The sequence below is a fragment of the Leisingera sp. JC11 genome, from assembly GCF_040704725.1.
In the GTDB taxonomy this organism is placed as follows: Bacteria; Pseudomonadota; Alphaproteobacteria; order Rhodobacterales; family Rhodobacteraceae; genus Leisingera.
In genome coordinates, this window is record NZ_JBFCVS010000001.1 from 234,754 (window position 1) to 254,137 (window position 19,384).

21 protein-coding genes and 1 tRNA gene are annotated in these 19,384 nt (G+C 63.9%); 9 read left to right on the top strand and 13 right to left on the bottom strand.

Features of this window, described 5'->3' with window-relative positions:
- Positions 1-32 precede the first annotated feature (32 nt).
- The gene (gene cobT / locus AB1A62_RS01105) at positions 33-1,049 is read right to left on the bottom strand and encodes a nicotinate-nucleotide--dimethylbenzimidazole phosphoribosyltransferase (protein ID WP_366659303.1); all 1,017 of its coding nucleotides are present in this window, start codon (positions 1,047-1,049) and stop codon (positions 33-35) included.
- 100 nt (positions 1,050-1,149) lie between these two features.
- Between cobT and AB1A62_RS01110 the strand changes: the two genes are divergently transcribed.
- On the top strand, positions 1,150-1,908 hold the full coding sequence (locus AB1A62_RS01110; protein ID WP_366659305.1) for an adenosylcobinamide-GDP ribazoletransferase: 759 nt from the start codon (positions 1,150-1,152) through the stop codon (positions 1,906-1,908).
- A gap of 70 nt (positions 1,909-1,978) precedes the next feature.
- Here AB1A62_RS01110 and AB1A62_RS01115 read toward each other — a convergent pair whose 3' ends face one another.
- The 5 genes from AB1A62_RS01115 to AB1A62_RS01135 all read right to left on the bottom strand — a co-directional run bounded on the left by AB1A62_RS01115 (position 1,979) and on the right by AB1A62_RS01135 (position 7,020).
- A complete protein-coding gene (locus AB1A62_RS01115; RefSeq protein ID WP_019294694.1) occupies positions 1,979-2,488 on the bottom strand; it encodes a CarD family transcriptional regulator in 510 nt (169 codons plus the stop codon).
- 301 nt (positions 2,489-2,789) lie between these two features.
- Positions 2,790-3,128: a ferredoxin FdxA gene (gene fdxA, locus AB1A62_RS01120; protein WP_019294695.1), complete on the bottom strand. Its 339-nt coding sequence runs from the start codon at positions 3,126-3,128 to the stop codon at positions 2,790-2,792.
- 62 nt (positions 3,129-3,190) lie between these two features.
- Positions 3,191-3,565 carry an RNA-binding S4 domain-containing protein gene (locus AB1A62_RS01125; protein ID WP_366659307.1) on the bottom strand — a complete coding sequence of 125 codons (375 nt, stop codon included), beginning with the start codon at positions 3,563-3,565 and terminating at the stop codon, positions 3,191-3,193.
- Between the two features lie 7 nt (positions 3,566-3,572).
- The gene (locus AB1A62_RS01130; protein ID WP_366659309.1) at positions 3,573-6,425 is read right to left on the bottom strand and encodes a helicase-related protein; all 2,853 of its coding nucleotides are present in this window, start codon (positions 6,423-6,425) and stop codon (positions 3,573-3,575) included.
- Between the two features lie 28 nt (positions 6,426-6,453).
- Positions 6,454-7,020: a tetratricopeptide repeat protein gene (locus AB1A62_RS01135; RefSeq protein ID WP_366659311.1), complete on the bottom strand. Its 567-nt coding sequence runs from the start codon at positions 7,018-7,020 to the stop codon at positions 6,454-6,456.
- A 100-nt stretch (positions 7,021-7,120) separates the two neighbouring features.
- Between AB1A62_RS01135 and AB1A62_RS01140 the strand changes: the two genes are divergently transcribed.
- The 5 genes from AB1A62_RS01140 (at position 7,121) to AB1A62_RS01160 (ending at position 11,331) form a co-directional block, all read left to right on the top strand.
- Entirely contained in the window at positions 7,121-7,411 is a 291-nt protein-coding gene (locus AB1A62_RS01140; RefSeq protein ID WP_174145677.1) for an SCP2 sterol-binding domain-containing protein, read from the top strand.
- Positions 7,411-8,373, top strand: coding sequence for an alpha/beta hydrolase (locus tag AB1A62_RS01145; protein ID WP_366659312.1), 963 nt, complete (start codon positions 7,411-7,413; stop codon positions 8,371-8,373). Before AB1A62_RS01140 ends, AB1A62_RS01145 begins: the two co-directional genes overlap by 1 nt.
- Positions 8,374-8,530: 157 nt before the next feature.
- Positions 8,531-10,351, top strand: a complete 1,821-nt coding sequence (locus AB1A62_RS01150) for a M3 family oligoendopeptidase (RefSeq protein ID WP_366659314.1) — start codon at positions 8,531-8,533, stop codon at positions 10,349-10,351.
- Positions 10,351-10,824, top strand: coding sequence for a GNAT family N-acetyltransferase (locus AB1A62_RS01155; protein ID WP_366659316.1), 474 nt, complete (start codon positions 10,351-10,353; stop codon positions 10,822-10,824). The genes AB1A62_RS01150 and AB1A62_RS01155 overlap by 1 nt, the downstream gene beginning before the upstream one ends.
- 114 nt (positions 10,825-10,938) lie before the next feature.
- Positions 10,939-11,331: a GFA family protein gene (locus tag AB1A62_RS01160; RefSeq protein ID WP_366659317.1), complete on the top strand. Its 393-nt coding sequence runs from the start codon at positions 10,939-10,941 to the stop codon at positions 11,329-11,331.
- 114 nt (positions 11,332-11,445) lie between these two features.
- On the opposite strand, the gene AB1A62_RS01165 is transcribed toward AB1A62_RS01160, so the two are convergent.
- A complete protein-coding gene (locus AB1A62_RS01165) occupies positions 11,446-12,567 on the bottom strand; it encodes a serine/threonine protein kinase (RefSeq protein ID WP_366659319.1) in 1,122 nt (373 codons plus the stop codon).
- Positions 12,568-12,825: 258 nt separating this feature from the next.
- On the opposite strand from AB1A62_RS01165, the gene AB1A62_RS01170 reads away from it, so the two are divergent.
- Positions 12,826-14,109: an isoprenylcysteine carboxylmethyltransferase family protein gene (locus AB1A62_RS01170; RefSeq protein WP_366659320.1), complete on the top strand. Its 1,284-nt coding sequence runs from the start codon at positions 12,826-12,828 to the stop codon at positions 14,107-14,109.
- Between the two features lie 28 nt (positions 14,110-14,137).
- On the opposite strand, the gene AB1A62_RS01175 is transcribed toward AB1A62_RS01170, so the two are convergent.
- From AB1A62_RS01175 to AB1A62_RS01185, 3 genes are all read right to left on the bottom strand, one after another.
- Positions 14,138-14,407: a DksA/TraR family C4-type zinc finger protein gene (locus AB1A62_RS01175; RefSeq protein ID WP_366659322.1), complete on the bottom strand. Its 270-nt coding sequence runs from the start codon at positions 14,405-14,407 to the stop codon at positions 14,138-14,140.
- Positions 14,408-14,923: 516 nt separating this feature from the next.
- The gene (gene rpoH / locus AB1A62_RS01180) at positions 14,924-15,820 is read right to left on the bottom strand and encodes an RNA polymerase sigma factor RpoH (protein ID WP_174145667.1); all 897 of its coding nucleotides are present in this window, start codon (positions 15,818-15,820) and stop codon (positions 14,924-14,926) included.
- 161 nt (positions 15,821-15,981) lie between these two features.
- On the bottom strand, positions 15,982-17,007 hold the full coding sequence (locus AB1A62_RS01185) for an RluA family pseudouridine synthase (RefSeq protein WP_366659325.1): 1,026 nt from the start codon (positions 17,005-17,007) through the stop codon (positions 15,982-15,984).
- On the opposite strand from AB1A62_RS01185, the gene AB1A62_RS01190 reads away from it, so the two are divergent.
- On the top strand, positions 17,006-17,311 hold the full coding sequence (locus AB1A62_RS01190; protein ID WP_366659326.1) for a DUF6476 family protein: 306 nt from the start codon (positions 17,006-17,008) through the stop codon (positions 17,309-17,311). The genes AB1A62_RS01185 and AB1A62_RS01190 overlap by 2 nt on opposite strands.
- Before the next feature lie 11 nt (positions 17,312-17,322).
- Here the strand turns inward: AB1A62_RS01190 and AB1A62_RS01195 are convergent, their stop codons facing one another.
- Entirely contained in the window at positions 17,323-17,904 is a 582-nt protein-coding gene (locus tag AB1A62_RS01195; protein WP_366659327.1) for a hypothetical protein, read from the bottom strand.
- Between the two features lie 152 nt (positions 17,905-18,056).
- On the opposite strand from AB1A62_RS01195, the gene AB1A62_RS01200 reads away from it, so the two are divergent.
- On the top strand, positions 18,057-18,383 hold the full coding sequence (locus AB1A62_RS01200) for a hypothetical protein (protein ID WP_366659328.1): 327 nt from the start codon (positions 18,057-18,059) through the stop codon (positions 18,381-18,383).
- Positions 18,384-18,610: 227 nt separating this feature from the next.
- Here AB1A62_RS01200 and AB1A62_RS01205 read toward each other — a convergent pair.
- Positions 18,611-18,687 (bottom strand) — tRNA-His (locus AB1A62_RS01205).
- A 176-nt stretch (positions 18,688-18,863) separates the two neighbouring features.
- Entirely contained in the window at positions 18,864-19,361 is a 498-nt protein-coding gene (locus AB1A62_RS01210; RefSeq protein WP_366659329.1) for a GNAT family N-acetyltransferase, read from the bottom strand.
- Positions 19,362-19,384 lie beyond the last annotated feature (23 nt).

Genomic DNA, 19,384 nt, shown 5'->3' on the forward strand with positions numbered 1-19,384 from the left:
TACTTTCATGCAGAGCCTGAAAGCTGGAAGGGTCAGCCGTCCGACACCCCTGCTTCGGCAAAGGTGGCCATGCCGCTGTGGCAGGCAACAGCGCCTTTCAGCACCTGGATTGCCAGCGCCGCGCCGGACCCTTCCCCCAAGCGGAGCCCCAGCGACAAAAGCGGCTCCTTGCCCAGTCTCGCCAGCAGCGCCGGATGGGCGCTCTCGGCGCTCTGGTGGCCCGCAACCGTGTGGTCCAGCGCCCCGTCTGCGGTTTGCAGCAGGCAAGCCGCTGCTGCGCAGCAGATGTAACCGTCCAGAATGACCGGGATGCGCAGCACCCGGGCGGCAGCAATCGCTCCGGCCATGGCGGCAATCTCACGCCCGCCCAGGCAGGCCAGGGCATCCAGCCCGTCGCGGATCGCCTCCCGGTGCAGTGCCACGCCCTCGCCCACCACCCGGGTCTTGTTTGCCAGCCCCGCATCATCGACGCCGGTGCCGCGGCCGGTCCAATCCGCTGCCGCGCCGCCGAACAGGGCGCAGGCCAGCGCCGCAGCGGGCGTGGTGTTGCCGATGCCCATTTCGCCGACCACCAGCAGATCCGAGCTTGGGTCGACCGCATCCCAGCCGGCCTTCAGCGCCGCCAGCAGGTCGTCCTGACTCATCGCCGGCACCTGGGTGAAATCGGCGGTCGGGCGGTCCAGCTCCAGCGCATGCACATCCATGCGGGCGCCGGCCAGTTTGGCCAGCTGATTGACCGCGGCGCCGCCGTGTTCGAAATTGATCACCATCTGCGCGGTCACTTCTGCCGGGAAGGCGGAAACCCCCTGCGCCATCACGCCATGGTTGCCCGCAAAGACAATCACCTGAGGCGCAGTGATTTCAGGCCGGTCGCTGCCGCGCCAGCCGCCGTACCAGATCGCCAGATCCTCCAGCCGCCCCAGCGCTCCCGGCGGTTTCGTCAGCTGGCCATTGCGTGCCGCCGCGCCAGCCGCGGCCGTCTGGTCCTGCGCGGGCGCGCCAGACAGTGCGGCGCGGAAATCATCAAGGGAGGAAAGCTCTGGCAGCATGTGAAAGCCTCGTTGCATCTGAGTGGTGGACGCGGATAAAGCGGATTGACCCTGTTTACCCGCTGACCGCCCCGCCGCAAGCACTGCAATAGGCCCGCAAATGCAAAAAAACGACATCCAGGCAAAAGACATCCTGCTGGCACTGGTGCTGCTGACCCGGCTGCCGCTGCCGCACCTGCCGCCGGAGGCGTTCCAGCGCCAGGCCAAGGCGGTCTGGGCGTTTCCGCTGGCAGGGCTGGCAGTCGCCCTTCCCGCAGCGCTGCTGGCCGCGCTGGCGCTTGCAGCCGGCCTGCCCGAAACGGTGGCCGCTGGGCTGGCGCTGGCTGTTCAGGTGATGCTGACCGGCGCGATGCATGAGGACGGGCTGGCCGACACCGCAGACGGCCTCTGGGGCGGCTTCAGCCGCGAGCGGCGGCTGGACATCATGAAGGACAGCCGCATTGGCGCCTATGGGGTGATTGCGCTGATCCTGGGCTTCAGCCTGCGCTGGAGCGCTCTGACAGCGCTGTTTGCGGTTGCCGGCGTCTGGCCGCTGCTGGCGCTGGCAATGCTGAGCCGGGCGGTGATGCCCGCGCTGATGGCCGTGTTGCCGAACGCCCGGTCCGCCGGCTTGTCGCAGACCGTGGGCCGTCCCCGCGCCCTGCCCTGCCTGCTCGCCGCCGGGCTGGCCCTTGTTCTGTCGCTGCCGCTGATCGGCAGTGCGGCCTTTGGTGCGGCGCTGGCGATGGGGGCTGCTGCCGCCGGGCTGGGCGCGCTGGCCAAGGCCAAGATCGGCGGCCAGACCGGCGACATCCTGGGCGCATCCCAGCAAGCGGCCGAGATCGGCGGCCTGCTCATCCTGGTGGCCATCTGCAGCTAAGCCGCCCCAACCTGAAAAAAGGGCCGCACCCTTGCGGGCACGGCCCTTCAATCCTGGATCTGCGCAGGGATCAGGCAGCGCGGGAGGTCAGAACCTCATCCACCTGCTTGGCGGCAGCGATTTCGTCATTGCCGGAGACAGCGGCCACTTCGCGGGTGAGGCGCTCCAGCGCGGCTTCGTACAGCTGGCGCTCGGAATAGCTCTGCTCGCGCTGGTCGTCAGTGCGGTGCAGGTCACGCACCACCTCGGCGATTGAGATCAGATCGCCCGAGTTGATCTTCTGCTCATACTCCTGGGCACGGCGCGACCACATGGCGCGCTTCACCTTGGCCTTGCCCTTGAGCGTCTTCATCGCCTGGGCAATCACGTCCGGCGAGCTCAGCGAGCGCATGCCTACTTCGGTTGCCTTGTTGGTCGGCACCCGCAGGGTCATCTTGTCCTTTTCAAAGGTGATCACGAAAAGCTCCAGCGCAAAGCCCGCCACTTCCTGCTCCTCGATCGAGATGATCTGGCCGACGCCATGCGCCGGGTAGACCACGTAATCATTGGGGCGGAATTCGAGCTTCTTCGACTTGGTCATACAGGTTCTTCCTCACTCATGAGCCGGGCGGCACCGGCACTATGGCGAACAAAACGCCAGGTCCCGGTCAGAAGATTTTGACCGGCCCCCAGGACATTCTCTCCGCAGAAATACCGCCCATCACGCACGCCACTGCTACGGCGCACCGGGGGCGGACTCCGATTGTTTATGTCTATTGTCCGCTAAGTATATCATAAAAAAGGGCCGCCCGAAAGGCGGCCTGCTGGCAAGGCTCCGTGAAAACCTGAAGCAATACGGCGGTTTTCCGCACAAATGCGGCATTATCGCGCGCGGCAGAGAATCAGCCGCCTTCGCCGGGCGCCTCGGAGAAATACTTCTCCATCTTGCCCTCTTCGCCGTCCCGCTCCTCGTAGCCCGGCATCGGATCCTTCTTGGACACGATCACCGGCCACAGCTCGGCATATTTGCGGTTGAACTCGACCCATTTGTCCATATCCGGCTCGGTATCCGGGCGGATTGCGTCCGCCGGGCATTCCGGTTCGCAGACGCCGCAGTCGATGCATTCATCCGGGTGAATGACCAGCGTGTTCTCACCCTCGTAGAAACAGTCCACCGGGCATACCTCGACGCAGTCGGTGTATTTGCAGGCGATGCAGTTTTCCGTCACGACATAGGTCATTGTACCGAGTCCTGTTTTCCGTTTGCGCCTAGCTAATCCAGACGCGGCTGCACTTCAAGGCGTCAAAAGCCCTCGGGCTTGCGGGTAAGATCAAGCGCCCTGCGGGCTTTTTTGTCCGGGCGGCCTTTTCCCTCGAACTTCGGATTGGCCGGAACTTTTTCCTGCTTTTCCGTCATGTCGAAGTACAGCGCCTGGGCCTCCGGGGCCGGGCCGCGGCGTTCGCCGATGGCCTCCACCCGCACCACGCGGATCACTTTGCCTTGAGCGAAGGTCAGAACGTCGCCCGGAGCGACGTTCTGAGCCGGTTTCAGTGCCTTAGTGCCGTTGAGGCGCACATGGCCCGCGCTGACCTGTTTGGCGGCCAGGCTGCGGGTTTTGAAAAACCGAGCATGCCACAGCCACTTGTCGATGCGGATCTTCGGCGTCCCTTCGGCCATGGCAGGATCAATCGCCCTGCTTCAGCCCCATCAGCGCTGCGGCAAAGGGGTTGTCCGGGTCGATCTGCTTTTCCTTCTTGGCAGGACGCGAGGAGTAGGTCTTGGCGCCCTGATCCTGGCGCGGGCCGCCCTTGCGTCCCGGCTTGCCGCGGTCGCCGCCCTTGGCGCCGCGCGGCTTGCCCTTGCCGCCTGGCTTGCCTTCGCCCTGCGGACGGCGGTTTTGCTGGCGCTGGCCGCCGCCTTGGCGTCCGCCGCGGTTGCCGCCCCAGGTGAAGGTGAAGAACACCTCGACCTCAGGATCTGCCTCAGCCTTGGCTTCAGCCGCGTCGTCCGCAGGTGCGGGCTCAACTTCAGCTGCCGCCGGAGCTTCCGGCGCTTCTGCAGCAGCCTCTTCAGCCGGAGCTTCCACGGCGGGTTCTTCCGCAGCGGGTGCTTCCTCAGCCGCCTCGGCAGGTTTCGCTTCCGGTTCCGCCGCAGCCGGCTTCACCTTCTCGCGTTCGCCCTTCTCGGCCTTGTAGCCCAGCCCCTGCATCAGGTCGGCGAACTGCTCCAGTGTCATACCGGTGATCGACAGCATGTCAGCCTTGGCTTCAAAGCCGCCGCGGCTGTCTTCACTGCGCAGCATATCGGCCAGGCGCTCCAGCATGTCGATGCGGATCATCCGCTCGCCGGCGGCGCGGTAGCCGGACATGGTGTCATAGCCTTCGGGCGCGTCCTTGATGGAGGGCACGGTGACCAGGCCCGGAGGCGGCGCCTCGGGGAAGTCCTGCAGGCCATTTGCCAGCGACCACAGCACCAGGCGCAGACGGGTCGGCGCGGGCTTCAGCAACAGCGGCATGAAGATGGTGAACTGGCCGAACCGGATGCCATGCTTGCGCAGCGCGCCGCGGGCGTCCTGGTCCAGGTCCTTGACCTCCTGCGCCACGCCTGCACGCGGCAGCACGCCGAGGTTTTCGACCATGCGGAAGGCAAAACCGCGCGCCAGGCCGGTCAGCTCTTCGTCCTTCTGCAGGTTCAACAGCGGCTCGAACAGCGCGTTGATCTTGCGGGTGATGAAATGCAGCAGACGGCGCTCGACCTTCTGGGCAACATCCGGCCCGGCCGCGTCATCGACGAAGACCTCGATCTGCGGGTTCAGCGCGTCGGCGCCGGCAACCAGCTTGCCCACCGCATGCTCGCCCCACATCAGGCCGCCCTGCTCAGTAAAATCGATCTCTGTGTCGGGCGCGTTATAGAACCGGTCCGCACGCAGATGGAATTGCGGCGCCAAAGCCTGCAGCGATGCCGCTTTGAGGGCCTTCGCCTCAGTGCCTTGCGCAGCTTTGTCCGGGCTGAACCGGAACCCCTCCAGACGGCCGACGAATTCGCCTTCGACCGTCACTTCACCCTTGTCATTCACTTCGGCCAAAAGGGCCTCCTTCTGTTTGAGCCGCCGCAACAGCACAGACGTGCGCCGGTCCACAAATCGCTGAGTCAAACGCTCGTGCAGAGCATCCGACAACCTGTCTTCTACAGCGCGCGTCTCCCCGCGCCAATGGCTTTCGTCACGCAGCCAGCCATTCCGCTGCGCGACATATGTCCACGTCCGGATAAATGCCAGACGTTTGGACAATGTGTCGATGTTTCCGTCGGTGCGGTCAATCCGCTTTATCTGGCGGGCCATCCAGTCGTCCGGCACCACCCCGCCGCCGTGCAGATGCTCGAAAATCACCCCCAGAAGCGAGGCATGCTCGGCATGGCTGATGCCGCGGAAATCCGGAATCCGGCAGACATCCCACAGCAGTTTCACCGATTGCGCATTGGTGGTGCGGGCAATAACGGCGGATTCCCGCGACAGCATTTTCAGCGCCCCCAGATCATCCGCCTCACGCGCCTTGGTCAGGTGCTCGTTCGACGGGCTTGATTCGAGTGCGTTGATCAGCGCCTCAACGGTGCCGAACTGCAAGTCCGCAGACCGCCAGTTCAGTTTCTTCAGCGGTGTGAACTGATGGTTCATGATCGCCGAGGCGGTGCCGTCGTCCAGCGGCCGTGCGTCGCCGGTGACACCGAAGGTGCCGTGGCTCATGCCGCGGCCCGCGCGGCCTGCGATCTGCGCCAGCTCATTGGGGGCCAAGGGACGCATCCGGCGGCCGTCGAACTTGACGGTAGAGGAGAACGCCACATGGTCGATGTCGAGGTTAAGGCCCATGCCGATGGCGTCGGTCGCGACCAGGTAGTCGACCTCGCCATTCTGGTAGAGCGCCACCTGTGCGTTGCGCGTCCTCGGGGACAGCGCGCCCATCACCACCGCCGCACCGCCCTTCTGGCGCCGGATCAGCTCGGCAATCGCATAGACATTATCAACCGAAAACCCGACGATAGCAGTACGGGGCGGCATCCGGCTTATCTTTTTCGAACCCGCGTAGACCAGATCGGACATCCGCTCGCGGCGGACGAATTCAACGCCCGGCACCAATGCCGAGATCGGACCGCGCATGGTGTCGGCGCCCAGGAACAGCGTCTCCAGCGTGCCGCGGGCGCGCAGCAGCCGGTCGGTGAAGACATGGCCGCGCTCAGGGTCGGCGCAAAGCTGGATCTCGTCGATGGCCAGGAAGTCGCAGCCCATGCCCTCGGGCATCGCCTCCACCGTGCAGATCCAGTACTGCGCCCGCGGCGGCACGATCCGCTCCTCCCCGGTGACCAGCGCCACTACGGATGGCCCGCGCGCAGCGACAACCTTGTCATAGACCTCTCGCGCCAGCAGGCGCAGCGGAAACCCCATCACCCCGGTGCGGTAGCCCAGCATCCGTTCGATGGCGTAATGGGTTTTGCCGGTATTGGTCGGGCCCAGGACGGCCACGATCCGCGATGCGCTTGCCATATCTTCAGCCCCCGCGCCCCAAAGGGGCTTACAGTTCCCTGCCCTCGATCGAGGGCTTCAGACGTTCGAGGGCGCTGCTTACTTCCTCGTGGTGCGGATGTATAGCCTTGGCGCGCTGGTAGGCCTGATAGGCACGCTCTGGCTGGCTGAACTGCTCAAACACCACGCCCAGCGCATAGATCGCGTTGTAGTCCTGGGGATTCAGCGCCAGCGACCGTTCCAGATCCGCAATCGACGGCCCGTAAAGCCCGATCTCGAAATAAACCCGCGCGCGCTCGTACCAGCCGCGGGCGAACTCCGGTGCATGATCTGTCAGCGCGGTCAGATGCTCCACCGACTCCTGCAGGTCACCGCGTTCCATCGCGTCGCGCCCGCGCCGCAGCAGCAGGTCCATCGCCGGAGAGCCGCTCTTGGCCCACAGCGCCTGCAGTTCACGGTCGATCGCCGCCGCCTCGGACGCTTCGGACTGCGCCAGGTCCTGCAGCAGCACATCTGCGGAAAGCTGCTGTGCCGCGCAAACCGCGGGCAGGCCCAGCGTGATTGCAGCCGCCGTTGCCGCCACGATAGCTTTGAGCTTTGGGAAATTTGCCACCATGATGCCCCCAGTGTAATCCTGCGCGCTGCATTTACCAGTATTAGCTGCTATGGCTTCACAGGTTTGTGCTATACACGCGCCCAACAGATTGAGGATCAAGATGAGCGTTACCCTTGAGCAGGCGGCTGAGGCCCTGAACGGCAAACTGGATGCAGGCGAGTTCGCGTCCACCGCCAAGTTCCAGATCGAAGGCCTGGGCGCCATCATGCTGGACAGCTCCGGTGCCCGCGTCGCCGACGAAGAAGCCGATGTCACCATGAGCGCGGATGCCGACACTTTCCAGTCGATCCTGGAGGGCGACCTGAACCCCACCGCGGCCTTCATGTCCGGCAAGCTGACCATTGACGGCGACATGGGCACGGCGATGCAGCTCGCCTCGGCGCTCGCCTGATGGACGGCGCCCCGGTGGAGCTGCAGCCTGCCCCCCTGTTCGCGGAGATCGCGCAGGGGCCGGCAGGCGGAGCGGCCCACTGGGCGCACACTTCTGATGGCCTGCGCATCCGCGCAGGCCACTGGCACCCGGACGGGGAGGCAAAGGGCACTGTCCTGCTGTTCCCCGGGCGCACCGAATATATCGAAAAATACGGCCTTGCTGCGGCGGAGTTTGCCGCCCGCGGCTATGCCACCCTCACCGTGGACTGGCGCGGCCAGGGCCTGTCCGACCGGATGCTGGCTGAACGGCGGCTGGGCCACGTCGGCCATTTCACCGATTTCCAGAAGGATGTGAAGGCGCTGACCAGCCTGGCGGCGCAGCTGAAGCTACCGCAGCCCTGGCACCTTGTCGGGCATTCGATGGGCGGAGCCATCGGCTTGCGAGCCCTGAACGAAGGCCTGGACGTGAACGCCTGCTGCTTCACCGGTCCGATGTGGGGAATCCTGATCCCGCCGCTGATGCGCCCCCTTGCCAACCTTCTGGGCAGCGTTGCCCCCTACCTGCGGCTCGAGCAGAAACTGCTGCCGACCACGGCACTGGACCAATACGTGCAGATCACCCCGTTTGAGGGCAACACACTGACCACCGACCCGGAGATGTACCGGATGATGCACGCCCAGCTGGCGGCACAGCCGGATCTGGTGCTCGGCGGACCTACCATCCAATGGCTGCGCGTCAGCCTGCAGGAATGCGCTGAACTGGCGGCGATGCCCTCACCCGCCCTGCCCTGCATCACCTTTCTGGGCAGTGACGAGCAAATCGTCAGCCCGGAGGCGGTCCACGACCGCATGGCCCGCTGGCCCGGCGGCGAACTGGACCTGATCAAGGGCGCCCAGCATGAGGTGATGATGGAAGCCCCGGAAATCCGCGCCCATGTGTTTTCCAGCATGTGCCGCCTGTTTGATCAGCACAGCCGCTGACCCCCGGCTGCCCCCGTTGCGCGGGCTGCGCACGCCCCGTTTACGCGCCCCTTACCTGTATGTGCCATTCTCTCCCGCCTCCGCATACGGCTGCTTGTGATCCCGCAAGCCCGCCCTTAGATGTTGGGTCAAAGCATTTCTCATGACAGGAGCCCCCATGTTCCAGCTTCCCTTCCCCGTCCGCGACGCAAACGCCACAGCCGGCTCCGGCGGCCTCGGCGATCTGCCGGAATGGGACCTCAGCGACCTCTACACCTCAGAGGACGCCCCTGAACTGGCCCGCGACCTGGAGTGGCTGGAGCAGGAATGCGCCGCCTTTGCCGCCGATTACGAGGGCAAGCTGGCGGATCTGGATGCGGACGGCCTGCTGACCTGCGTGCAGCGCAACGAGAAGATCAACAACATCGCCGGCCGCATCATGTCCTTTGCGGGGCTGCGCTATTACCAGCTGACCACCGACGCCGACCGCGCGGCCTTCCTGTCCGACTGCCAGGAAAAGGTGACCATTTCCACCACGCCGCTGGTGTTCTTCACGCTGGAGCTGAACCGGATCGAAGACAGCGTGATGGACGCGCATCTGGCCGCCAACGCGGAATTGGCGCGCTATGACAGCGTGTTCCGCCGCATCCGCGCGATGAAGCCTTACCAGCTGTCGGACGAGCTGGAGAAATTCATGCATGATCTCGGCATCGTCGGCGATGCTTGGGAGAAGCTGTTTGACGAGACCATCGCCGGCCTCACCTTCACCGTCGACGGCGAAGAGCTGAACATCGAAGGCACCCTGAACCTGCTGACGGAGCAGAACCGCGCCAAGCGCGAGGCCGCCGCCCGTGAGCTGGCCCGTGTCTTTGCTGAGAACATCAAAACCTTCGCCCGCGTCCACAACACGCAAGCGAAAGAGAAAGAAATCATCGACCGCTGGCGCGGCATGCCCAGTCCGCAGACCGGCCGCCACCTGTCCAACGACGTGGAGCCGGAGGTCGTCGAGGCGCTGCGCGAGGCGGTGGTTGCCGCCTACCCCAAGCTCAGCCACCGCTATTACGAGCTGAAGCGCAAATGGCTGGGCCTCGACGTGATGCAGGTCTGGGACCGCAACGCGCCGCTGCCGCTGGAAGACACCCGCACCATTGGCTGGGACGAAGCCGAAAAGACGGTGATGGAGGCCTATAGCGCCTTTGATCCGCGCATGGGCGAGATCGCGGCGCCGTTCTTCTCCAAGGGCTGGATCGACGCGGGCGTGAAACCCGGCAAGGCTCCGGGTGCCTTTGCCCATCCGACCGTCACCAATGTGCATCCCTATGTAATGCTGAACTACCTGGGCAAACCCCGCGACGTGATGACCCTGGCACACGAACTGGGCCACGGCGTCCACCAGGTGCTGGCCGCAGGCCAGGGCGAAATGCTGTCTTCGACCCCGCTGACGCTGGCGGAAACCGCCTCCGTGTTCGGCGAAATGCTCACCTTCCGCAAGATGCTCGACAAGGCCGAAACCAAGGAGCAGCGCAAGGTGCTGCTGGCGGGCAAGGTCGAGGACATGATCAACACGGTTGTGCGCCAGATCGCCTTTTATGACTTCGAGTGCAAACTGCACGCCGCCCGCGCCGAGGGCGAGCTGACCCCGGATGACATCAACGCCATCTGGATGTCGGTGCAGGCGGAAAGCCTGGGCGAGGCGTTCGAGTACATGGACGGCTACGAAACCTTCTGGGCCTATATCCCCCACTTCGTGCATTCGCCCTTCTACGTTTACGCCTATGCCTTTGGCGACGGCCTGGTGAATGCGCTCTACTCGGTCTATGCCGAAGGCGGCGAGGGTTTCGAGGACAAGTATTTCGAGATGCTCAAGGCGGGCGGTTCCAAGCACCACAAGGAGCTGCTGGCGCCTTTCGGCCTCGATGCCACCGACCCCAAGTTCTGGGACAAGGGCCTGTCCATGATCTCCGGCTTCATTGACGAGCTGGAAGCGATGGAAGACTGATGCCACTCACCCTGCGCCAGGTGGCCCGCAGCGACTTTGACCTGGTCGCCCATATCCGGGTGCAGCCGGATCAGGTCCGCTTTTCCGGCACCGTGGCGCAGGCCTTTGAAGAAGATGAGGAGGGCGTGGACTTTCACGCCGTGCTCAGTAGCGGTGACGTGGTTGGCTTTTTCAAGATCGACCGGCTGTACCACGAGACCTATGAATTTGCCCGCCCGGACGAGCTGGGCCTGCGCGCCTTCATGATCGACCGCAACGAACAGGGCAAAGGCTATGCCACCGCAGCCGTAAGCGCGCTGGCAGCCTACTTGCCCAGCCGCTACCCGGACCGTCTTGCCGCGGTGCTGACCGTCAATCTGCAAAACCCGGCCGCGGTCCGCTGCTACCTGAAGGGCGGGTTTCAGGATACCGGCGATCTTTACCCTCACGGTATTGCAGGACCGCAGCACATCCTGCGGATGGACCTGCCATAGCCCTGATGAAGTAGATGAGCCTGTGCCGCAGCCAGGCCATCCCGCTTCGCAACTGGCCCAGACAAATGCTGCTCCCGGCCTGAAGCTGTCCCCATCAGCCAGGGGAGAACACCCATGCAAGGACGCTGCCTGTGCGGATCGGTCACCTTTGACGTGGACCTGCCGGTCCTGTCCGTCGTGAATTGCCATTGCGAAAGCTGCCGGCGGCAATGTTCGTCGCCGATGACGACTTACATTGGCACCGAAGACGGCCGGTGGCGCTGGACAGGAGAGCCGCCAAAGCTGTTCCGCTCCTCCCCCGGGGTAGAGCGGACCTTTTGCGGGACCTGCGGCTCGCCGATGTCCTTCCGCTCGCAAAAAATGTCCGGCACCATGCATTTCTACGTTGCGGCAATGGCAGACCCGGAGGCTTTTGCCCCGGCGCTGCACGTTGCCCATGAGGAAAAACTGTGCTGGTTCAACAGCGACGACGGGCTGCCCAAGCGCACCGGGCCGGAATACCTCTGACCACAGCGCCTGGCACGGCTAAGCCGGGGTTCCGCGAAAACTCCGGCCAGGAATGCACGTGTTTTCCTGGCCGTATGCCGCGCAGAAAAACCGCGAGGCATTCGCCTATGCGGCTCACTGATGCGGGAAGTAATCCTCGCAATCACCGTCGCGGTAGACATCCGCGGTGCAGCAGTGCAACCCGCCGCCGAAGGCATAGGCGTCGCGCAGCTCGACCTCGATGACTTCCATGCCCAGCTTGTCCATCTGCTCCGCCTGATAGACCTCGGACTTCTCGACGCAGACGGTCTTCGGGTCCAGCACCAGCACGTTCATGCTCAGCCAGGTGGAGGAGTAGCACAGCGGCGGCGGGGTGTTGTGCGCGGGCTGCGCCGCGTCGACGATTTCCCAGCCGTTCTTGGTGAACATTGCACGCTGCTCCTCCGGCAGGCGGCGCTGCGGGTTGTTCAGGATCAGACCCGGGCGCAGCGGGGTGAAAGTGGCGTCGATGTGGATCGGATAAGGGTCGCCGGGGAAGTTCACCGTGTGCACGCGGTGGTCCGGGAAGTGGCGGCGCAGCCATTCGATGCCCTTGAGGTTGGTGGTGAAACCATGCTGCACCACCAGATCCTTGCCGAACCGCAGCACGTCGGCGGCGTCGAACAGCGGCTCCTCCTCGGTGGTGACAAAGAACTTCTCTGCCGCCCATTCCAGCCGCTTGGCCACGCCGATCTTGTCGCTGAGGTAGTCCGGGTGGTAATCCGCGTCAGTCAGCCGCGGCTTGGGGGCCGCTTCGTGGCGGAAGTTCGGATCTTCCTCCCAGTACTGCTTCAGCAGCGGCCGGTAATTCAGATATTCGAACCAGCGGCAGCGGTAGGACATGGTGGCTTCCAGCATCTCATGGCCGACGGTCAGCAGCACATCGCGCGGCGGCATGCAGCCGAACTGGCTGCCGGTTTGGAAATCCGGCGTGGTCACAGGCTGCGAATGGTCGATCGGAACCGGCCGGTCGACGCGGATGCCAAGGCCGCGCAGCTGATCGGCGAAATTGTCCAAAAGCTCATTTGCCCGGTCGATGGTTTCCTGCGGCCGGCGCCCCCACTGGCCGCGCATGTCGCTGTCCTCGGGCACCTTGGCATCCAGCGCGGGCTCTTCCGGCGGGATATGACAGTCATCGGCGCGGCCCACGATCACATGGCGCAGCGTGTCCCATTCGTTCCAGCTTTTGACTTCAGTTTTTTCCGGCGACCAGGCCATGGATGCCTCCTTTGTCCGGGGAGACAAAGGCGGGGCCTTCAATCTCCCGATTGAAAGTCCCGGCGTACAGGAGCGTGGTTTCAGGGCCAGAGCAGTCCTCTCTGCAGCGACGCCATCGCCTGTGAGCCCGCGCGGGATATATCACCGGCAGAGGGCGCGGGGAAGATGATTCAGCAGCCCGCTGCGGCAAGGGGGTGAAACTGACGGTGATTGCGCTAGCATCCTATTGCAATCGCAGATGCATCCGGTTCGAGCAGCATGACAGACAGCCCCAGACCAGCCCCGCCGGTGTCGGCGACCAGCCAGGTGACGATGCTGCTTGGGCTGGCCGGGTATTTGTCCGCCCTTCTGCTGATGCAAAACAGCGGCGCCGGACGGGTAGAGGTCGGGATCACCGCGATGCTGGCAACCGCGCTGCCGATGCTGGCATATGAACTTCTGGTGCTGAGGACCTATGCAGATGCGGCAACCGGGCTTGGACGCCTGCAATGGCGCCCCGTCAACTGGCGCCGGGTCCTGGTAAAACTGACGGGGCTGTGCGCCACGTTGGGGGCAGTCGCCGCGGCCTACTGGCTGTTTCCGGAGTATCACCGCAGCTTCTATGCCCCCTTCTGGGACGCCTGCCGCATTGTTCTGCCGGTCATTCTGGTGCTGGCGGTGCCCTACTTCATCGTGGTCGATCTATGGATGGAGGCCCCCGGAGACGGATATCTGCATGCGGGCCACTTGGTGCTGGGCCGCCTCGACAAGGTGGACTGGGACGTTCTGCGCGACTACGGTCTCGGCTGGCTGATCAAGGGGTTCTTCCTGCCCCTGATGTTTGTCTATTTCAGCGGCAATGCCTCCTATCTTCTGAAAACGCCGCTGACCGCAGCGATGGAGAGTTTTCCAGCCTTCGTCAGTTATATGGGGCGGATGACGGTCGGCATCGACCTGGCTTTTGTCAGCATCGGCTATGTGCTGACGCTCCGGATCACCAATTCCCACATCCGCTCCTGCAACCCGCTGTTCTGGGGCTGGGCGGTGACGCTGGCGATGTATGTGCCTTTCTTCTCGGTCATCGGGCGCAAGTATCTGGAATACAATGACGGGCTGGGCTGGCTGGACATGCTGGGCGGCTGGGGGCCAGGGATCGTCCTGTGGGGCGGCGCAATCATTGCGGCCAAAGTACTGTGGGCCTGGGCCAATGCCTCCTTTGGCATCCGGTTTTCCAACCTGACCCACCGCGGCATCATCACCAATGGCCCCTACCGCTGGACCCGCCACCCTTCGTATCTGTTCAAGAACATATCCTGGTGGCTGCTGTCGGTTCCGTTCTTCACCACCGAAGGGGCAAGCGAGGCGCTGCGCCTGTCGCTGCTGCTTCTGGGAATCAACGGAATATACGTCCTGCGCGCCAAGGCGGAGGAGCGGCACCTTTCCGAGGATCCCGCCTATGTGGCCTATGCGCTGTGGATCGAGCGGCACGGCAAGCTGCGCTGGCTGGGGCGCCTGCTGCCAGTCTTGCGCTATGCCCCGCCCGCAACCGCCGCCGCCCGCTGACGCGGGCCGGTACCGGAGAAACCCGGATTTACTTCAGCTGGCTGTCCTTCGAGCCGCGCCGGTTGATGCCGCCGCGGGCCTGGAGGGCGCCGTCGCGCTCCTGCTGGCAGTCGATGCAGAGTTTGACGCCGGGGATGGCAATACGGCGTTTCTCCGGGATCGGCTCCTCGCATTCGGCGCAATGAGTGAGGCTTTCGCCGACGGGGCGTTTCTGCGCCTTCATCCGCGCAAGCTCATCGTTGATCGAGGCTTCGATCTGCTCATTCACCGCGCCGTCCTGCGCCCAGCCGCCTGCCATGGCCCTTCCTCCTGTGCCAGAGGAGATGAATTTAGGGCCGCACGGATGGCCTGGCTAGGGCCGGCCCGCCCCAATTTCCGAGTAAATCTATCAACTATTTGATTTCATTACATTTTCCATTGACCGCCTGACACCACCCAGCTACACAGAATGCAGAAATTGCAAGCAAGCCAGAATCACCAGGCCGCAAGCAGCCAGCGCTCCAGCCACCCGTCAGGGCAGCCAGACAGCGAGCTTCGCCAGCAACCGGAGTGATTTCAGCCAGCCGTGCCCAGACCAATCAGCCAGCAATTCTGCCAGCCCTCCCATTCAGCCTCGCACCCAGCTTATCGCCAGGCCCGTGCCAGACAGGTTGTCACGCCAGCATCCGCCAGCCCTGCAGGCAGCACGTCTGACCAAATGTTTCGCGCGCGAAACATTACGGCAGAACCGCTGCCGTAAAGCCAGCGTCATTGCCTGTTGACGAAAAAAGGCGGTGCACTGCACCGCCTTTCCAACCTTCGCGCTGATGATGGATCAGACGCTGTTCAGCATGCCCTTTTCCATCGCCAGATCGCGCATTTTCTTCTGCAGCTTCTCGAACGCGCGCACCTCGATCTGACGGATCCGTTCGCGGCTGACATTGTACTGCGTGCTCAGCTCTTCCAGCGTCACTGCCTGATCCATCAGGCGGCGCTGGGTCAGGATGTCCTTCTCGCGGTCGTTCAGCACATCCAGCGCCTCGGCCAGCAACTCGCGGCGGGCTTCCAGCTCATCGCGGGCTTCATAGTCGCCGGCCTGGTCGGCATCTTCGTCCTCCAGCCAGTCCTGCCACTGCATGGTGCCTTCGCCCTCGGAGCCGACAGTGGCATTCAAGGACGCATCGCCACCGGACATGCGGCGGTTCATCGAGATCACCTCATCCTCGGTCACGCCAAGGTCGTGAGCGATCTGCGCGACATTCTCGGGGCGCAGGTCGCCTTCCTCCAGCGCGCCGATGCGGGCCTTGGCCTTGCGCAGGTTGAAAAACAGCTTCTTCTGCGCCGAGGTGGTGCCAAGCTTCACCAGCGACCAAGAGCGCAGGATGTATTCCTGGATCGAGGCCCGGATCCACCACATGGCATAGGTTGCCAGGCGGAAACCCTTTTCCGGATCGAAGCGTTTCACCGCCTGCATCAGGCCGACGTTGGCCTCAGAGATCACTTCGGCCTGCGGCAGGCCGTAGCCGCGGTAGCCCATGGCGATCTTGGCCGCAAGCCGCAGATGGGACGTCACCATCTTGTGCGCCGAGGCCGCATCCTGTTCCTCGACCCAGCGCTTGGCCAGCATGTATTCTTCTTCCGGCTCCAGCAGCGGAAACTTGCGGATTTCCTGGAGATACCGGTTCAGGCCGCCTTCGGGCGTCGGGGCAGGCAGGTTTGCATAATTCGCCATATAAAGTGTCCCTCCCAAAATGTATAAGGACTTAACATTAGCGCATATGAGTTAGCGCTAAGCCCTTTTCAAGGACCGCTTAAGGAATTCTTCTATTTTAGCCCGAGTCATTTCGTCTGTGAATTGCGTCACAGGACGGAACACGCTTATTTGCAGTCAGTTTACTGGCGCAAAGCCGCCAGCAATCCGACCATATCCGGGGGCAGCGGCGCCTCGAATCGGAGTGCTTCGCCCGTTACAGGGTGGTCAAATCCCAGCACCGCCGCATGCAGCGCCTGGCGCGGGAAGGCCTGCACCGCGGCCCGCGCTGCCTCGCTCAGCGCCTTGGCCGCCAGCTTGCGGCGGCCGCCATAGGTGGGGTCGCCGATCAGCCCGTGGCCGGCATGGGCCATATGCACCCGGATCTGGTGGGTGCGGCCGGTTTCCAGCCAGCATTCGATCAGCGCCGCGCAGGGCGGGTTGCCGAAGCTTTCAACAATGCGCGCCCGGGTCACCGCGTGGCGGCCGCCCTGGAACAGCACCGCCTGCCGCTGCCGGTCGGTCTTGTGGCGGGCCAGCTGGGTGGTGAGCTTGAGGATATTGCCCGGCTCGAAGCTGGCGCCCTTGACCCCGCGCAGGCGGGGATCGTTGCCATCCGGCACGCCGTAGCAGACCGCCTGATAATGGCGCTCCACCGTGTGCTTCTCGAACTGCGCTGCCAGCCCCTGGTGGGCGGCGTCGGATTTTGCCACCACCAGGAGGCCCGATGTCTCCTTGTCGATCCGGTGCACGATACCGGGGCGCTTGACCCCGCCGACGCCTGACAGGTTGCCGCCGAAGTGATGCAGCAGCGCATTGACCAGCGTGCCCGAGGGCGAGCCCGGCGCCGGGTGCACCACCATGCCCGCAGGCTTGTTGATGACAATGAGGTCATCGTCCTCGAACACGATCTCCAGAGGGATGTCTTCGGGGCCGATATGGCTGTCCCCGGCCTCCTCCACCGCGATTGCGATCAGCGCCCCGGCCTCAACCCTGGCCTTGGCATCCTGCACCACGATGCCGTCAACGGTTAGCGCGCCCTCCTCGATCAGCCGGGCCAGCCGGGTGCGCGACAGCGCCGCCTCCTCTGGCACATCGCGCGAAACCGCTTTATCAAGCCGCTTAGGCGGGTTTTCCGCGATGACAAACTCAATCCGGCGGCTGCCCATGACTGATCCTTCCGAGACCGAAATCCAAACAGAGCCGCCGCAGATCCGGTTCCTGCGGCGGCTGGTGACCACGCTGACGGTGGTGATGATTGGCGGGCTTGTAGTGATAATCTCTCTGCTTGTCATCCGCCTGCAGGGCACTGACGCGCCGCTGCCCGCAGAAATCGCCCTGCCGGCGGGCGTCGAGGCCGAAGCCGTGACGCTGGGGCGCGACTGGATCGCCGTCGTCAGCCAGGACAACCGCATCCTGATCTTTGACCGCGAGACCGGCGCGCTGCGTCAGGAAGTGCAGATCTCTGACTGAACCGGAACAAGTCAGGACCTGAGCAGCACCTTGTTGGAATCGATTGCCGCGGCGATCTGGGCGTATTGCGTCTGCCGGTCCCGCGCAGTCTCTGCGCTGCGCAGAAGAACGGTTGCGGCTTCTTCGAGAATGCGGGCTGCTTCCAAATTCACTGCAGTCTGCGCCGCAGCGCTGACAGGGGTCAGCGGACGGCGGGTGCGCTCACCCGGATCCGCAGCGCTGGCGACCGTGACACGACCCCTCTCCGGATCGCGGTTCTGGCGGGCGAGCCGTTTCAGCCGCTCTGAAGTGTCCTGCAGCACGCCGCGCACCTCGTCATAGTCGGTGCCCTCGGGGATCGTATCTGCCGCGGCCTCCAGCCGTTCGGACAAACAGTCCACCTGCAGTGCCGAATCACCCGTGGCACGGCAGAAGGCCTTGGCCGCCTCCAGCGTTCCCAGCAGTTCCGCCAGGAAAGCTGGAGAGCCGAATTCATTACCGGGAACCACCACTGTATAGACAACAGGTCCCGGCACCTGGGCCAGCGCAGGTGCCGCAGCCAGGGCCAGGCAGGAACTTCCTGCAAATACCGATTTGACGATTACTTTGAACATTTTGCTTCCCTCGCAATGCCCCGGAAACCGCTCATGATTGCAGCAGTCTGCGCGGTATTTTGCCTGCACGCCGTTGCTGTTGTCACGTCTTGTTGCCCGGCTGAAGGCGGTTGGCTAACGTTAACACATCCCTAATCATAAGGTTGTTATTTATGTATACCAGTATCTTGCGGGCTGTCGCACTGACTCTGCCGCTGTCGTTCACCGCGGAGGCTGTATTTGCCCAGGCAGAGACCGCCCTTGAAGCAGCCCAACGCCGCGCGGTCTGCGGGAGCGGGGTTCCGGTTTCCGCCACCTACCTTGCAAACGGGTCGCTGCAGGTCACGTGCCGGACCAGCACAACCGGCCTGCCGGAAACCGGCTTGTCCACGGAAACTGCTGCCGGGGTTCTGGCAGGGACCGTGTTCCTTGTTCTTGTTACCGATGACGACGACGACACTACCACCACCACCACGACCACAACGACCGGGGGCAGCTAAGGGCACTTGAGCATCCTCCAAGACCGGAGGCAGCACATCTGCTCTGACACCAGCCGGGCCCAAAGGGGCCGCCGCTAAACATGCGGCGGCCCCTTTTGCGCAGTCTTTCCGGACGGCCGGGTCAGGCTGCAATCCAAATACAGTGTCGGCCACAGGCGCGGCCAGGTCCGGCGGCGTTACAAGACGGGCATCCAAGGCCCGGCAACAGCAATTCAGAAGGAGAGATATGGTACCGCCTCCCCGGCTTGAACGGGGGACCTCTGGATCCACAATCCAGCGCTCTAACCAACTGAGCTAAGGCGGCACTGAGGGGCCATTTATAGCACGCTCCGGAGGCGTGCAAGAGGTTTTTCATCATTCTGTTTCAGAAATCCGCCGGACGGGACAGTCCCCGGCAAGGCCGCTGGCCCGCAGGAAGGATTTCGCGGAAAGTTATCCACAACCGCTTGCATTTGTTCCCAAATTTCGCTCTGCCCGGTTTCAGGCACCGGCTTCCCGGAACGTCAGGCTCCAGGTCTGCTCCACCAGGTCCTGGCCATAGTTGCGCACCGGCCGGCTGTCCTGCAGCTGCCAGCCGAAAGCGCGGTAAAGCGCACACGCCGTGCGGTGGCTTTCATGGGTCTTCAGCATCATGCCGCGGTAGCCGGCGGCACGGGCAAACTCCATGCAGTCGCGCAACAGCCGCTTGCCCAGCCCCTTGCCGCGCGCCTTGGGCGTCAGCAGGAACAAGCGCAGCTGCGCGGTATCGTCACTCTTCTTCATGCAGAACACCGTGCCCAGCCGCTCCCTGCCGCTGACAGCCATCCAGCCGCGCTCGTAAACCGGATCATGGTCCGCGCAAAAGCCGTGCACGATATCCGCGACCTGCGTCCCGAAACTGCCGTCGAACCCGGCCTCCTGTGCATAAAGATCCTGGTGGCGGGCCACCAGCCATTGCATGTCAGTGGGGGCGAATCGGCGCAGGGTTACATCCATCATGCGGGCAGTGTAGCGCAAACCCG